Raw genomic sequence first — 14,457 nt, 5'->3', positions numbered from 1 at the left:
CCCCGCCCCTCTTGCGTCGTCGCGTCAGACGCGTAGGCCCGCCTGGATCAGCTGGAGGTCCGCGGCGTTCGCCTCGGTGACCTTCCACAGTTCCTGCTGGCGCCCGTGCACATCGGCCACCGCCGCCGCGTGGTCGTCCAGCATCCCGGCCGCCCGCTCCACCAGCCGTGCGCCGAGGTGCCGGTCGTGGACGGAGATGCCCCACTCGGGCCGCTCGATGTCGGCCAGGAAGTACGCCATCTTCGGGTGCGAGATCAGGCTGATGACCGGGGTGCCGCAGCCGAACGGGATCATGCCCGCGTGCCCGCGCATCCCGATGACCAGCTTCGTCCGGGCGTAGGTGTCCCGGATCGCGTCGTTGCCGAAGTCGTACATCGGGATCACCGGCAGCGCGATGCCGTGCTCGCGCCGCAGGTCGTACGCGATCCGCTCGTCGTCCAGCGAGTGGGCGACGCACTTCACCTCCGCGTAGCTGCCGAGCCGCTTCACGGCGGTGGCCATCTCGGCGAGGAAGTGCCCGTAGTCGTGGCCGAAGCGGAGCCCGGCGCGGTCGTACGCGGCGTTGATCAGCACGGTGTTCTCGCGCTCGGCGGGATCGGTCCAGCCGTCCACCAGCTGCCGGGTCACGGTGGTCGGGCAGGGCTGGAAGCGGACCTTGTCGTGCAGCGAGGCGGGCAGCAGCTCGCGCACCTTGGCGATCGAGCCGTGGTTGCGGAGCCCGAAGAACGCGGAGCGCTCCACCAGCTTGCGCAGCGAGGAGAGGAACCGCTCCCGGCCGTGCCCGTAGGCCTGGCCGTCGAAGGCGTTGAAGCCGACCGCGTACACCATGACGGGGACGTCGATCCGCTCCAGCAGCGCGTCGGGGACGTTCCACTGCCAGCCGCTGTTGCCGTTCGGCGCGGTGTCCGGGATGAACAGGCCGCCGCCGCCGATGACCAGCCCGCGCCGGGCGTTGACCCGTTCCAGCGCGGCCTCGTCGAACAGCCGGTGGGCGTGGACGGAGTGCCAGCGGGCCGGTCCGGTGTCGCGGCCGAAGGCGAGGCGGACACTCTCCGGGAGGAGCTTGTCCCCGGCGTTGCCCTGCCGGTCCATGTAGAAGGCGACATGCGCCAGTTGGTCGTCGGGCGACCCCTCTGCGGGGGTCTCGGCGTCCCGGGTGCGCTTGTACATCAGCCGGTTCGCCCGGTGGGTGGGGTCGACGCCGAGACCGTCGAGGGCGTACCGCGCCGCGCTGGTGTCGTCGCCGTGGATCCAGGCGATCTGGGCGAGCCGCGAGAAGGCGGTCGCGGCCCGGTTCGGGGCGGCGGCGGCCAGCAGGAGCTGGGCGCGGGCCTCCTCGTAACGGGAGACGCTCATCAGCGCGTGGCCGAGCACCTCGTGCGGCCAGGCCTCGTCCACCGGGATGCGGACCGAGCCGAGGAGGTCGGCCGCCTCCTGGTACTCACCGGCGACGATGTGCGCGGTGGCGACCCGGCGGGCGCTGTCGGGGTCCGCGGTGCGGCGGACGTGCGGGGTGCCGTAGTGCACCAGCAGGTCGTGGTGCTTGGCGCCGGGCCGGGCCAGGTACGCGGCGTGGAACTCGGCGTCGGACAGCTCGAATTCGCGCCAGCGCTCCTCCGCCTGCCCGTACCCGGCCTCGCCGCCCTGCCAGGGCTTGTGCCGGCCGGTGAAGTGCAGGATCGCGGTGGTGTCCGGCACCGGGAGGTCGCCGGAGAGCCGCCGCTTGACGAAGTTGTAGCGGGAGTCGAGCTGTACGAAGTCGCCGTCGAGCACCGCGTTCAGGATGCCCTGGTCGTGCTTGTCCAGCTCGTACGCGCCCGAGCGGCCGGTCTCGTCGATCCGGGCGCAGAACTCGTCGCTCAGGTACTCGCGCTGGATGACCAGCAGCCCGCTGTTGAGCTTGTGCTGCCCGTAGAAGAACTGCGGAACGGCGGCGAGTCCCTCGCGCAGCCGCAGCAGTTCGTCCAGGGCGCCGAGGACCACCATGTCGGTGTCCAGCGTGATCACGGTGTCGTAGTCGCGCACCCGGAACACGTCCAGGATGAAGTAGGCCTTGCGCACCAGGTAGTTGTCCTGGTCGCCCTTGGCGTACGAGTCGTAGTGCGCGGCGTCGACCCGGCGGAAGTCGACGCGCGGGTGCAGTTCCCGGATCCGGGCGACGGAGGCGGGGCGCAGCCCGTCGTGCAGGACGATGAAGTCCTCGCAGACGCCCGGGTTGGACAGGGCGAGGCTGCGCAGCAGGGCGAGGAAGCCGGGCAGGTAGTTCTCGTCCACGAAGCTCGCGAAGGCGACCCGGCGCTTGCCGGTGAGCGCGTTGGCGGGCGCGGGCTGTACGGGGGCTCCGGCAGGGGGCGTTGTCGTCATCGCAGTGAGATCCTCGTATCGGTGACGCTCTGGGCGCGTTCCATGACCCACGCCTTTTCGCTGGTGTACTCGTGCACGGAGGTGATGGGCATCTTCATCGCGGCGGGCAGCCGGTAGGCGCCGCTCTCGTAGAAGTCGAAGCCGATCAGGTCCAGGCGCGGGCTGACGTCCAGGTGGTCGAGCAGCCAGAGCATGTTGAAGCCGCTGGTCGGGATGGACGGCCAGACGTCCGTGGTGACCTTGCCGATGTCGCGCAGCGGCCAGCGCAGCGACTCGTCGCCCAGGTACCGCTGGGCGCCCGGCACCAGCCGGGCGCGCAGGGAGTGCTTCCAGTCGCCCGCGAGCCCGCCGAAGACCAGCCTGGTGTGGACCCGCTGGTCCCAGTTGAAGCCGTGCTTGTGGATGCTGGCGTGGATGTCGGTGCGGCTGCCGGTGGCGGCCGGGTCTATCCGGTACGAGTTGAAGCGGACGACCAGGTCGTACGCGTCGATCTCTCCGCCCAGCGAACCGGTGCCGACCCGCTGGGAGTTGGCGATCAGACAGATCGACTTGCCCGCGATGTGGTTGCGGAACTCACCGAGCGTGAGCCACTCGACCCCGCCGAAGGTGGGGTCCGCCACCGGGCCGCGCATCCGGCTCCGTCGCTGCCCGGCGTAGAGCGCGATCAGCTCGGTGAGGTGGGCGGGGTCGCCGTGGCCGTTGCCGTTTCCCTTTCCGTTGCGCGGGGCGGCGCCGCTGCCCGGTGCGCCGCCGGCCTCCAGGGCGAGGCCCAGGTAGTGGGCCAGGGCCTCCTGGATCTCCGGCACGGGCGCGCCGGACCGGTCCTGGGCCAGCAGTGCGCCGATCAGCCGGGACCGCGCCCGGTTCCAGTCGCCGCGCGCGTGCAGGGCGAGGCCCTCGGCCCAGGTGTCGGTGACCGGTCCCCCGGCGAACCCCGCCGCCTCCGGGCAGTCCCGCTCCAGCATCCGCAGCAGCTTGTCCTGGCGCTCCGCCCCGGCACGGAGCCCGGCCGTCCTGGCCGCGATCCCGAAGCCGTCGTCGTCGGTGAGCGCGAGGTAGCGCTCGTACGCCTCGACGGCGGCGGTCTCCGCGCCGACGGCCTCCAGGACGCGGGCCCGCAGCCGCCAGGCCGCGCGGGAGCGGGTGCGCTGGGTCAGCACGGTGTCCGCGACCAGGAGCGCGAGCTTCAGCTCGTCCTCGTAACCGCAGTCCAGCGCCTTGTTGCCGACCGCGAGCAGTGGGTCCATCAGCCGGTCGCCGATGACCAGCGCGGAGGCGGCGGGGCCGGCCTTGGCAGTGCGGCGCAGCAGGGGTGCGGGGGCGGCGGGGGCGGGCGTCTGCTCCATGGCGGCGTGGGTGGCCAGCAGATTGCGCAGGGCCTCCGCGAGCGCTGTGCGCCGCCGGTCGAGCCCGGCGACCAGCTTCCCGCTGTGGGCGGCGCAGGCGCGCAGGCAGGTCTCCAGCTCCGTCGGGCTGACGGCGGCGAGGGAGGACGCGGGGTCCTCCGACGGGAGCGGGGCCTCCGCGTCGCGCTGCCGTGGCCAACGGGTGCGGGCTTTCGTCATGGCGCTCCAAAGCGTCTGATGCCCGTGGGGGGAAGGGCGTGGGGCGGGGAGACGGATGTTCGTCAACCGTTCGGGGTTCCGTGGCACGGTAGGAAACCTGGACGGCCGCCGGGTGAACTCACCCTGTCGGCACGGAGAACGGCTCACCCTGTCCTCCGGCCCCGGTGACTCGGCGGGGACCGGCGCGTGAAGGGCGGCGGGCCATCAGGTGAACCGCCTTTTCCCGCACGGGATTTCACGATGTTCGATGACATATTCGAGCCACCATGAGGACTCCGCCGATTCTCCGATCGCCGCGCGCCACGGCCGCCGCCCTGGCCGCCGTGCTCACCGTCGTCACCGTCTGCGTGGGCGACGCGGTGGCCCGCAGCTACCCGTTCGGCCCGCGCACGCGCAGCGTGAACGACCTGGGCAACCAGTTCGTACCGTTCCACGCCCACCTCTGGGACCTGCTGCACGGCAAGGGTGACGGCGGGCTGCTGCTGAACTGGCAGTCCGGCTTCGGCACCAGCTTCCTGCCCGATCTCGGTACGTATCTGAGCAGCCCCTTCGCCCTGCTCGTCGGGGTGTTCCCGAGGGACCGCATCGACCTGGCCGTCTACGTGGTCACGCTGGTGAAGACGGGGGTCGCGGCGGCGGCGATGACGTGGCTGCTCACCGCGTTGCGCCGGGGGCGCGGCCGGGAGTGGGCGGCGGCCGTGCTCGGCGCCTCGTACGCGCTGTGCGGCTGGTCGGTCGCGGAGGCGGCGTACAACCCGATGTGGCTGGACGGGCTGATCGCCTTCCCGCTGCTGTGCCTGGCCGGTGAGTGGGCGCGGACCGCGCGGCGTCCGGTGCTGGGGACGCTCCTGGTGACGCTCGCCTGGGTGTCCAACTTCTACACCGCGTACATGGCCACGCTCGGGGCCGCGCTGGTGCTGGTGGTGCGGCTGCTGCTGGAGGACGGGGAGGCGCTGGAGGGGAAGCGGGAGCGGGTACGGGGGCTGGTGCGCGCGATACGGACGGTGCTGATCGGCATCGGTCTGGCCGCGCCGGTCCTGCTGCCGGTCTTCCTCGGCACCAAGCACGCCTACCCGGGCTGGACGCGGGAGTTCGCCCCGGCCGCCTGGCCCGATGTCGCGGCCCGGCTGCTGCCGGCCACGTACGGATTCTTCAGCCCGGCGGTCTTCCTGGGCACGGGCGCCCTGCTGCTCGCCTGCGTGCTCGCGTTCCACCGGGGCGTGCCGCGCGCCGAGCGGTGGGTGTGGCCGGGGCTGGTGGCGGCGGTCGCGCTGTCCATGCAGTGGGGGCCGACCCATCTGCTCTGGCACGCCTTCGCGACGCCGAACGGCAGCCCGTTCCGGCAGACGTTCGTGTTCTCCGGCATCGTGGTGATCGCCGCCTGGACGTCCATCGCCCGGGGCTGGCCGGACCGGCGGGCGCTGCTGGCCGGCGGCGGGGTGCTGGTGCTGATCGCGGCGGCGGCCGCGCCCAGCGCGCTGGTCACCCGGTGGACGTATCCGCTGTTCGCCGCGGGTCTGGTGGCGGCGCTCTGCGCCCTCGCGCTGGTGCGCGGCGGCAGGTTCCTCGCGCTGGCGGCGCTGCTGCTGGTGGGGGCGCAGGCCGGGCAGGCCGCCGCGACCACGGCGTACGCCGACCGGCAGCGGCTGAAGCAGCTCGACGATTACGCGCCCTGGGGCGAGCGCCAGCGCCTCCAGGCCGACGCGGTGGCGGGCGCCGACGGCTGGCCGCGCTACCGCACGGACCCGGGCCTGGAACAGAGCACCGCCAACGACCCGCTGACGGTCGGCGGCCAGGGCGGGGCGTACTACAGCAGCCACACGCCCGACGTGACGACCCGTACCTTCCTCGCGCTCGGCGGCGGCTTCACCTCGCGCGGGCGGGCCCTTCAAAGCCTGGACAACCCGGTGACCGACGCGGTGTTCTCGGTCGGCGCCCGGGTCCATGTACCGCGCGATCCGCACCAGGTCTGGAACCGCCCGGACGACCGGCCGACGACGGTGACCAGGCGCGAGGTCCCGCCGCTGGTGACGGTACGGCCGTCCGGCGCCGACGGGGAGCGGTGGGCGCGCTCACCGTTCCGGAACCAGGAGCAGTTGCTCGGCGCCCCGGTCTACACGCTGCCGCGCACCGTGCTGCGCTCCGCCGACGGGACGGCCGCCACGGACCGGAACGCGTACGCGTACGAGGCGCGGTCCGGCACGTACACCCTGAGCGCGAGCTGCCCGGCCGGCAGCGAGGTGTTCCTGTGGGCGCCCGATCTGTTCGGCACCGCGCGGCTGGGTGCCACCGGTGAACCGGCCGATGTGAGGGGCGACCTGCCCGCCCGCCGGGCCGGGATGCTGCCGCTCGGGCCCGGCGCGGGCCGGATCAGTGTGACGTTGCGGGCGGAGCGGGACGGGACCGTTCCGCACGAGGCCGTCGGCTGTCTGGATCCGGGGCGCCTCGCCGCCGCGGTGGCGGGGCTGAAGCGCACGGGGGCGACGCGGGTCACGGTCTCCGGCAGCGGTGTGCACGCCGAACTCCCGGCGGGCACCGAGGGGGTGGCGGTGCTGGCCGCGCCCCGGATCGCGGGCTGGAGCTGCGACGGGCGCCCGGCCGGCTCGTACCTCGGGCTCGTCGCGGCGCCGGTGGGCGGGGGCCGGACGGCGGTGGACTGCTCGTTCCGGCCGCCGGGGCTGCGGGCCGGAACGCTCACCGGGGCCGCCGCGCTGGTGGCACTGCTGGTGACGGCGCTCGGTCCGGCGGCGCTGATCCGGATACGGCGGCGCAGGAGCGGCTGACGCTGTCCCGCAGGCGCGGCTGAGGACCGCCCCGCCGCGCTGGTGGCCGGGGCTGTCGGGCTGGTGGCCCGGGCCCTCAGCTGCCCCCGTACCGCGCCTCGATGCCCGCGATGATCAGCCGCAGGCCGTCCTCGAAGCGTTCGTCGTAGTTGGCGAAGATCTCCGGGCCGGCCGCCGCGGCGAGCGGGTAGCGGGCCAGCCGTTCGGCGCGTTCGGCGACGTCGAAGCCCTCCCGCCGCTGGTCCGGCATCGGGCGTACGCCCTGCTCCTCGCTGACGAAGCCCATCGTGTAGGAGTACGCGGTGGTGCCCGCCCGGACCGCCTGCCACAGCTCGAAGCCCGCGTCGACCATGGTCCGCAGATGCCCTTCGAGCCCGTCCGCGTGGTCGGTGCCGGTGAACTGCGCGCCCCCGTAGACCTTCGCCCCGTCGCGGTAGCGCAGCAGGCCGCGGCGCAGCCCGCTGTTGTAGGCGACGAGCTGGTCCTGCCAGCCCTCCGGCGTCGGACCCGGCAGGTCCTCTTCGAGCATCCGGCGGTACATCACGGTCGCCATCTCGTCGAGCAGCGCCTGCTTGTCCTTGAAGTGCCAGTACAGCGCGGGCGCCTTGACGTCCAGCTCCCGGGCGATGGCGCGCAGGGTGAGCTTGTCCAGGCCCCCCTCGTTCAGCAGCCGCAGCGCCGTGTCGGCCACTCGGGACCGGTCGATCTTCGTCGTACCCACCCGGCCAAGTTAACAGCCCCGACCTTGACAACTTAACAACGTTAAGCGCAGACTCGCGGCCATGGAACTTAACAACGTTAAGGAAACTGGGGTCCTGATCGTCGGCGCCGGTCCGTGCGGTCTCGCCCTTGCCTGCGACCTGGCCCGCCGGGGCGTGCCCGCCCTCCTGGTGGAGCAGGCGCCCGCGCTCTTCCCCGGCTCGCGCGGCAAGGGCATCCAGCCCCGTACCCGGGAGGTCCTGGACGACCTCGGGGTGGGCGACGCGGTCCGCGAGCACGGCGGCCCGGCGCCGGTCGGGATGGCCTGGCGGAACGGCGAGCGGATGGGCGAGCACCGGATGTTCCGGGTGGCGGCGCCGACGGACGCCGAGCCGTACGGGGAGCCGTGGATGATGCCGCAGTGGCGGACCCAGGAGATCCTGCTGGCCCGGCTGCGGGAGCTGGGCGGCGACGTGGTGTTCGACACCGCGCTGACCGGCCTCGACCAGGACGCGGACGGGGTCACCGCACAGCTGTCCACCGGTCCGGTCCGCGCCTCCTACCTGGTCGCGGCGGACGGCGGGCGCTCCACGGTGCGACGGGCGCTGGGCATCGCGATGACCGGGGAGACGGTGGACCCGGCACCGATGCTGGTGGCCGACGTACGGATCGCCGGGGACGCGCTGGACCGGCTCAACTGGCACATGACGGACACCGGCTCCGGGTTCATCACGCTGTGCCCGCTGCCCGGCACCGAGGACTTCCAGCTGGCCGCCCAGTTCAAGGAGGGCGAGCCCGACACCTCCGCGGAGGGGGTGCGCGCGCTGGTCGCCGCGCGCACGCACCTGGAGGCGGCGGACGTCACCGAGGTGCGCTGGTCCTCCGACTTCCGGCCGCGCGCCGCCCTGGCCGACCGCTTCCGCGAGGGCCGGGTCTTCCTGGCGGGGGACGCCGCGCACGTCCACTCCCCGGCGGGCGGGCAGGGGCTGAACACCAGCGTCCAGGACGCGTACAACCTCGGCTGGAAGCTCGGCCAGGTGCTCGGCCACGGGGCGCCCCCGGCCCTGCTGGACACGTACGAGCAGGAGCGCCGCCCGGTCGCCGCCGAGGTGCTCGGCCTGTCCACCCGTATCCACCGGGGCGAGCAGGAGCGCGGCGCGGCCACCCAGCAGCTCGGCGTCGGCTACCGGGGCGGCCCGCTCTCCTCGGGCCGGGCGGGCGTCCTGGAGTCGGGCGACCGCGCCCCCGACGGCCCCTGCGGCGACCGGCGGCTGTTCGACGTCTACCGGGGCCCGCACTTCACGCTGCTGGCGGTCGGGACCGAAGCGGAGCTGCCGGAGCCCGCCGCTCCGGAAGGCCTCCGGGTGCACCGCGTCGACGCGTACGAGGCGTACGGCAAGGGGCTGTTCCTGGTCCGGCCGGACGGCTACATCGGCTGGGCGGGCGAGGACGCCGACGGCCTCGCCGGGTACCTGGCACCGCTGGGCCTTGGCCTCAAGCGAGGTTGAGTTCCTACGTTCGTCGTCATGGACTGCTCACATGACGACGAAGGGCTCGCCCGTCCGATTGTTCAGACGCTGCTGAGCGACAGCTTCGCGGCGAAGCCGAGGAACAGCACACCCGCCGCCGAAGTGGCCCCCGCCGAGAGCCGCTTGCGGCGGCGGAACGCGGCCGACAGCCGGGTGCCGCCGAAGATCAGCGCGGAGAGGTACAGGAAGCTGGCGACCTGGAGCAGCGTGCCCAGCAGCAGGAAGGAGAGCGCCGGATAGGCGTACCCGGGATCGACGAACTGCACGAAGAACGAGATCAGGAACAGGATCGCCTTCGGGTTGAACAGGCTGACCACCAGCGCCCGCCGGTACGGCCGCTCCATGGCGCCGGCCGCCTCGGCCCCGTCCGCCGACTCCCCCGTCAGCTCCGCCACCCGCCGGTGCCGCTCGCGCCACATGGACACCGCGGCCCGCAGCATCCCGAAGGCCAGCCAGGTCAGATAGCCCGCCCCGGCGAACTTCACCACGGCGAACAGCACAGGCGTCGTCTGCAGCAGCGAGGACGCCCCCAGCGCGGACAGGGTCATCAGCACGGTGTCCCCGGTCCACACCCCGGCCGCGGCCACATAGCCGGTCCGCACCCCGCGCCGGGCGGCGACGGACAGCACGTACAGCGAATTCGGGCCCGGCAGCAGAACGATCAGCACCAGGCCGGCGAGATAGGTCGGAAGGTCAGTGACACCCAGCATGAAACGGAGTGTCGCACGCGGGTACGACACTGCGGGCGCTGGGTTCAGGTCCTGGGACGGCGCGCTCCGTCAGTCCTCGTCGCCGTTGAGCAGCCGGTCCACGGAGAGCTCCATCTCGACGCCGACCTCGTCGGGCACGAAGAAGGACGTCCCGCGCTTGTGGTGCGCCTGGTTCTTGTACTCGCCGCCCCGGGGATCGGTGCAGAGCAGCACCTGGTCGTGCTTGCGGTCGGCCACGACGTAGACCGGGATGCCCGCCTGGGCGTAGTCCTCGACCTTGGGACCGAGGTCGTCCGCCCAGTTGGTCGAGGTCACCTCCACGACCATGCGGAAGACGTGGGCGGCGTAGCAGTTCTTCATGGCGTGAGAGTCGCGGAAGTCGGCCTCGACAACCGACAAATCCGGAATCGCGTAGTCATCGGGGCCGGTGGGAAGCCAGAGCCCGACTCCCTGAACGAGTCTCAGCCCCGATTTGCGTGCCCTGGCACCGAATTCCTCGCTGAGCCAGGACAGCGCCAGAGCATGCGTTCCATCAGCCGGTGGTGTCACAATGAGCCTCCCCTGGAGAATCTCCACGCGATGCCCAGGCAGCGAGCGTGCCAGCTGGTCAGCTGCCTCGCCGAGCGTCAGCTCCGGCTGTTCCTGCACGTGCACCTGCTCCTCGTGCTGTATTACGGCCACGGCATCCTCCTTTCGGGGACCACTGTTCACGAGCTTATCCAGGGCCACGGACAAACGGCGAGAGGTCACCCTCGCGAGTGCCTCCGTGGCAGCCCTCCCTCTCCCGCTCCGGCCGCTGACCGGTAACCGATGAATCTCGATAACGCTTTCGCCGTCATGTCCGGAGTTCGGCAACCGGGCAGGGCGGGAATCCGTCCCATGAGATACCGGAGACCCAGGGGGCCGAGATGATACGCACCAGAAGGACCGGGCGCGGCCGCGCGCACCGGGGCAGCCGTGCGGTGGCGACGGCCGGCGCCGCCGTCGCCGTCCTCGCGCTGACCGCCGTGACCGCGGGGTGCGAACCGCAGGCCGCGGGCAGCACCCCGGCGGCCCCGTCGCCCGCGCCGACGAGCGGCAGCCCCACCGACGACGCCAAGCCCGGCGCGGACGGGCCGGGGACGCCGACGCCGTCCGCGAGTACACCGCCGAAGCCCACGCCCACACCCTCGGCGACGGCACCGGCCGCGCCCGACCCGCAGGGCAAGGTGCTGATGGCGAGCGGCGCGCAGGGCAAGCAGGTGCGCGAGCTCCAGGCCCGGCTGCGCCAGATAGGACACTTCAACCGCACCCCCACCGGCTACTACGGCACCGTCACGGTCACGGCTGTGCAGTCGTTCCAGGGCAAGCGCGGACTGTCCCGTACCGGAAAGGCGGACACGCTCACCTGGCAGAAGCTGCTCGGGATGACGCACGAGCCGACGGCGGCGGAGCTGAACCCGCCGACCACCCGGCCGGTCGCGAAGCCGGACAAGCGGTGCATGACGGGCCGGGTGATCTGCATCAGCAAGAACAGCCGGTCGCTGTCCTGGATGATCGACGGCAAGGTTCTCTCGTCGATGGACGTGCGGTTCGGCTCGCAGTACACACCGACCCGCGAGGGCACCTTCTCCGTCTACTGGAAATCGCGGCACCACGTGTCGACGCTCTACGACTCCCCGATGCCGTACGCGATGTTCTTCAGCGGCGGGCAGGCGGTGCACTACTCCTCGGACTTCGCGGCCCGCGGCTACAACGGCGCCTCGCACGGCTGCGTCAACGTCCGGGACGAGGGGAAGATCGCCTCGCTGTACGCCCAGGTCCGCAACGGCGACAAGGTCGTCGTCTACAACTGAACGGCCTGTACGGGTGAGGGGCGCGGGCGGGACCGGGGGAACGTGTCCCGCCCGCGCCGTTGCGCCGAGCCGAAGGTACGGGGGGAACCCCGGCTCAGGACGCTGCCGATGACCAGTCGGCTCACTCTGTACTGCGTCCGCGTGCCGAAAAACGTCACACCCGGTGGTGGACGGGGTCAGCGGGCCTCGGCCGGCACCACCGGCGGCGAGGCACCGGCGTCCGCTCCGGGGTCCGTTCCAGGGCCGGCGGCGGGGTCCGTTCCGGCGAAGGCGGTCGACGGCTGCGGGGACGCGGGGGAGAAACCGATCGACGGGAGGGAGCCGAAGCCGCCGGACGGCGAGTGGCCATCGCCGTCCGAATCACCGCCGTTGCCGCTGTTACCGCTGTTGCCACCGCCGTCGCCGTCGCCGTCCTGACCGCTGCCGTTGTTGCCGTTGTTGCCGCCATTGCCGTTGTTGTCGCCGCTGCCGCCCTTGTCGCCGGCCGCGTCGAGCATCCGCTCGCAGAACCGGTCCAGGTTGCGGGCGCCCTTGGCCAGCGCTTCGAGGCGGCGTCTGCTGTCGTCGTCGAGCTTGCCGTCGCGGTAGTCGCGGCAGGCCTTCAGCGTCTTGGCGTACCAGGCGCCCGAGGTGCCGGGCTGCGGGGGATCGGGCTGCCCGGAGCCGTCTCCTTCACCGCCCGTGCCCTTGGTGCCGTCCGGGACGCCACCGGCCGGGTCCTGGTGCTTTCCGGCGCCGGTTCCGCCGTCGGTGGCGGGTCCGGTGGGGCCGGGCCCCTCCGAGCTCCTGCCGCCGGGGCGGGCGGAGTCCCGGGCCTCGGGCGGCGAACTCTTCGGGCCCGGCGTGCCGGACGGCGGCTTCGGCGTCCCGTCGTCGGCGGTGAGACCGGAGCCGAGTTCCTCGGGCGAGGCGGCGGCCGACACCGATGTCGCCGGCGCGGGGGCGTGCCGGCCGAAGGGTCCGGGCAGCACCCCGGTCCCGGCGGCCACCGCCACCCCGCCGATCGCGCAGCACGCGAGGGAGGCGACCAGACCGAAGCGGACGGGCCGGCTCCAGCTCGGCGGCCGGGCGGCGGAAGCGGAGCCCGGCCCGTTGCCGGAACCGGCCCTGCCTATGTGCACGGGTGCGAGCAGGCCGCCGCCATCCCCGTCAGACCCGGCGGCGGGCCCCCGGCCGGCCCGCGCGGACGCGGCGCGGGTACGGGCCGTGGAGCGGGGAGCGGCGCGGAAGGCGGCCAGGGCGGCGGCCTCGCCGGGGAGTTCACCGGCGGCCGGGCGGGCGGACCGGGCCGCGGCGTCCAGGGCGGCCGCGAGCCTGTCGGCATCCTGTCCCTGCTGGCCGTCGACGGGATCGACCGGTTCACGGCGGAGAAGTCTCTCCGCCGTTTCCTTGTCAAGCCATTCGTACTGCTCGTCGGCCATCACATGTCCTTCTGCGTCCAAAGACGCGAATGCGTCACACCGGCGGGCGCCACCAGGCCGGTGCGGGAGGGGCGCTGCGCGGGTACGGCGCCCAGTTCCGCCGTCCGTCCGGCCGCACTCCCGTGCGGTGCCTGTACGGGGGCCGGCCCGTCGGCGGCCCCGGAGGCGCCGATGTCCGTCCGGCCCTCCTCCGCGTGGCCCGGACCGCTCCCGCCCTCCGGATGCGCGGTGCCGTCCGGCACGTCCGCGCTGTCCGCCCGCAGCAGTTCGGCGAGCCGCTTCAGCCCGCGGTGCGCGGCGGTCCGTACCGCACCCGGCCGCTTGCCCAGCGTCTGCGCCGCGCTCTTCGCGTCCAGCCCGACCACCACACGCAACACGACGGCCTCGGCCTGGTCCTGCGGCAGCTGGGCGATGAGCGACATGGTGCGCCCGGTGGCCAGGGCCTCGATCGCCTCGGCGGCGGTGTCGGACTCGGCGGGCTTCTCGGACAGTTCGGCCTCGTCGCCGCCGGCCGAGGGGCGCCTGCCGCGCATCCGCAGATGGTCCAGGGCACGGTTACGCGCTATGCGCGCCGCCCACCCCCGGAACCGGTCCGCGTCCCCGCTGAACCGGTCGAGGTCACGCGCTATCTGGAGCCAGGACTCGGACGCCACGTCCTCGGCGTCCGGCTCCCCCACCAGTGTCCTTATATAGCCCAGCAACCGCGGCTGCACAGCGCGGTACACAGTCCGGAAGGCGTCCTCGTCCCCGTCCTGCGCCGCGAGTACCGCGGCGGTAAGCCCCGCGTCGTCCCCCAGCACTCCCTCAACCCGCCCTGCTGTCCTGAATCGCAGCTGGTCACCACTGCCGCGCCACCCTGCGCGAATCAGCACGCTACGTCCTTCGCGGGCATCACGTCCATGACTTGTACAACCCGCAACATTGTGCGGACACGACGCGGTGTGACAGAAATCGCGGTCCCGACGCTGAGATGAGTACGGGGTCGTTCCGCGGCCCCGCGGAAGACGACCGGGGCCTCTCCTGTGGGGGGTGGCGGCCCCGGTCGTCCTCATTTCTCCCCACTCCTGACCTGGAACTCTCCGGGCCGCACACCCCCTCGTGACCAACGGCGTGACCAACCCGCCTCCGGCACGCGAGGAACACCCCGGACGTCAGAGCGCCTGACGGTCCTCCGCGGCTCGTGCACTACATCGCTCCGTGCGAGAGCTTCTTGCTCTCGGCTCACCAGTGACCGCGTAGGCAATGGCCAACGCCGCAGCCAGCAAGGCACACGAGTGTCGTGCGTAAGACGCGGCTCACGACTGCGGCCGCCCTGAATCACTTCTCCCTACGAGACGTTCCGCGCTCGCATAGATCAGACTTTCAGCAGGGTGGGAGGAGCATGCGCCGCTACTGATGATTCAGCTGGAGCGTCCGTAGAGCACTTGGCCTGTTACCAGAAAGCTTCCGCCGCAAGCCGCGAGCACGTTCCACCACAACACAAGCGAGCCAAACAAAGGTTCACCTGTTCGACTACTGGCACCTTTACGCCCGCTCAATCCCCTTGACGGG

General features: G+C 72.5%; 10 protein-coding genes. 3 read left to right on the top strand and 7 right to left on the bottom strand.

Annotation, left to right across the window (positions count from 1 at the left end; all coding sequences use genetic code 11):
• Nucleotides 1-24: 24 nt before the first annotated feature.
• Nucleotides 25-2,364 (bottom strand): glycosyltransferase, encoded by a 2,340-nt coding sequence (locus tag ACFVQ0_RS10600; protein ID WP_390086531.1) that lies wholly within the window; start codon nucleotides 2,362-2,364, stop codon nucleotides 25-27.
• The gene (locus tag ACFVQ0_RS10595) at nucleotides 2,361-3,929 is read right to left on the bottom strand and encodes a hypothetical protein (RefSeq protein WP_390086529.1); all 1,569 of its coding nucleotides are present in this window, start codon (nucleotides 3,927-3,929) and stop codon (nucleotides 2,361-2,363) included. Before ACFVQ0_RS10595 ends, ACFVQ0_RS10600 begins: the two co-directional genes overlap by 4 nt.
• A 266-nt stretch (nucleotides 3,930-4,195) precedes the next feature.
• Between ACFVQ0_RS10595 and ACFVQ0_RS10590 the strand changes: the two genes are divergently transcribed.
• Nucleotides 4,196-6,712 carry a YfhO family protein gene (locus ACFVQ0_RS10590; protein ID WP_390086528.1) on the top strand — a complete coding sequence of 839 codons (2,517 nt, stop codon included), beginning with the start codon at nucleotides 4,196-4,198 and terminating at the stop codon, nucleotides 6,710-6,712.
• A 76-nt stretch (nucleotides 6,713-6,788) separates the two neighbouring features.
• Here the strand turns inward: ACFVQ0_RS10590 and ACFVQ0_RS10585 are convergent, their stop codons facing one another.
• On the bottom strand, nucleotides 6,789-7,433 hold the full coding sequence (locus ACFVQ0_RS10585; RefSeq protein ID WP_390086526.1) for a TetR/AcrR family transcriptional regulator C-terminal domain-containing protein: 645 nt from the start codon (nucleotides 7,431-7,433) through the stop codon (nucleotides 6,789-6,791).
• 61 nt (nucleotides 7,434-7,494) lie between these two features.
• Between ACFVQ0_RS10585 and ACFVQ0_RS10580 the strand changes: the two genes are divergently transcribed.
• On the top strand, nucleotides 7,495-8,919 hold the full coding sequence (locus tag ACFVQ0_RS10580) for an FAD-dependent monooxygenase (protein ID WP_390086525.1): 1,425 nt from the start codon (nucleotides 7,495-7,497) through the stop codon (nucleotides 8,917-8,919).
• 62 nt (nucleotides 8,920-8,981) lie between these two features.
• Here ACFVQ0_RS10580 and leuE read toward each other — a convergent pair whose 3' ends face one another.
• Complete coding sequence (gene leuE, locus ACFVQ0_RS10575) at nucleotides 8,982-9,650, bottom strand: leucine efflux protein LeuE (RefSeq protein WP_123524002.1); 669 nt, start codon at nucleotides 9,648-9,650, stop codon at nucleotides 8,982-8,984.
• A gap of 69 nt (nucleotides 9,651-9,719) precedes the next feature.
• Nucleotides 9,720-10,331: a Uma2 family endonuclease gene (locus ACFVQ0_RS10570; RefSeq protein ID WP_390086522.1), complete on the bottom strand. Its 612-nt coding sequence runs from the start codon at nucleotides 10,329-10,331 to the stop codon at nucleotides 9,720-9,722.
• Between the two features lie 227 nt (nucleotides 10,332-10,558).
• On the opposite strand from ACFVQ0_RS10570, the gene ACFVQ0_RS10565 reads away from it, so the two are divergent.
• Nucleotides 10,559-11,485, top strand: coding sequence for a peptidoglycan-binding protein (locus ACFVQ0_RS10565; RefSeq protein WP_390086520.1), 927 nt, complete (start codon nucleotides 10,559-10,561; stop codon nucleotides 11,483-11,485).
• A 176-nt stretch (nucleotides 11,486-11,661) separates the two neighbouring features.
• Here ACFVQ0_RS10565 and ACFVQ0_RS10560 read toward each other — a convergent pair whose 3' ends face one another.
• Both ACFVQ0_RS10560 and ACFVQ0_RS10555 read right to left on the bottom strand, forming a co-directional pair.
• Nucleotides 11,662-12,906, bottom strand: coding sequence for a hypothetical protein (locus ACFVQ0_RS10560; protein ID WP_390086518.1), 1,245 nt, complete (start codon nucleotides 12,904-12,906; stop codon nucleotides 11,662-11,664).
• Nucleotides 12,906-13,706, bottom strand: a complete 801-nt coding sequence (locus tag ACFVQ0_RS10555; RefSeq protein ID WP_390087756.1) for an RNA polymerase sigma factor — start codon at nucleotides 13,704-13,706, stop codon at nucleotides 12,906-12,908. Before ACFVQ0_RS10555 ends, ACFVQ0_RS10560 begins: the two co-directional genes overlap by 1 nt.
• Nucleotides 13,707-14,457 lie beyond the last annotated feature (751 nt).

The organism is Streptomyces sp. NPDC057900 (genome assembly GCF_042887885.1).
Taxonomy (GTDB): Bacteria; Actinomycetota; Actinomycetes; order Streptomycetales; family Streptomycetaceae; genus Streptomyces.
This window is presented reverse-complemented; position numbering and strand designations above follow the sequence as displayed.

Excerpts from the sequence above, each read along its gene's own strand:
- leuE (WP_123524002.1), bottom strand. The coding sequence starts at position 9,650 with ATGCTGGGTGTCACTGACCTTCCGACCTATCTCGCCGGCCTGGTGCTG.
- ACFVQ0_RS10595 (WP_390086529.1), bottom strand. The coding sequence starts at position 3,929 with ATGACGAAAGCCCGCACCCGTTGGCCACGGCAGCGCGACGCGGAGGCC.
- ACFVQ0_RS10565 (WP_390086520.1), top strand. The coding sequence starts at position 10,559 with ATGATACGCACCAGAAGGACCGGGCGCGGCCGCGCGCACCGGGGCAGC.
- ACFVQ0_RS10580 (WP_390086525.1), top strand. The coding sequence starts at position 7,495 with ATGGAACTTAACAACGTTAAGGAAACTGGGGTCCTGATCGTCGGCGCC.
- ACFVQ0_RS10560 (WP_390086518.1), bottom strand. The coding sequence starts at position 12,906 with ATGGCCGACGAGCAGTACGAATGGCTTGACAAGGAAACGGCGGAGAGA.
- ACFVQ0_RS10600 (WP_390086531.1), bottom strand. The coding sequence starts at position 2,364 with ATGACGACAACGCCCCCTGCCGGAGCCCCCGTACAGCCCGCGCCCGCC.
- ACFVQ0_RS10590 (WP_390086528.1), top strand. The coding sequence starts at position 4,196 with ATGAGGACTCCGCCGATTCTCCGATCGCCGCGCGCCACGGCCGCCGCC.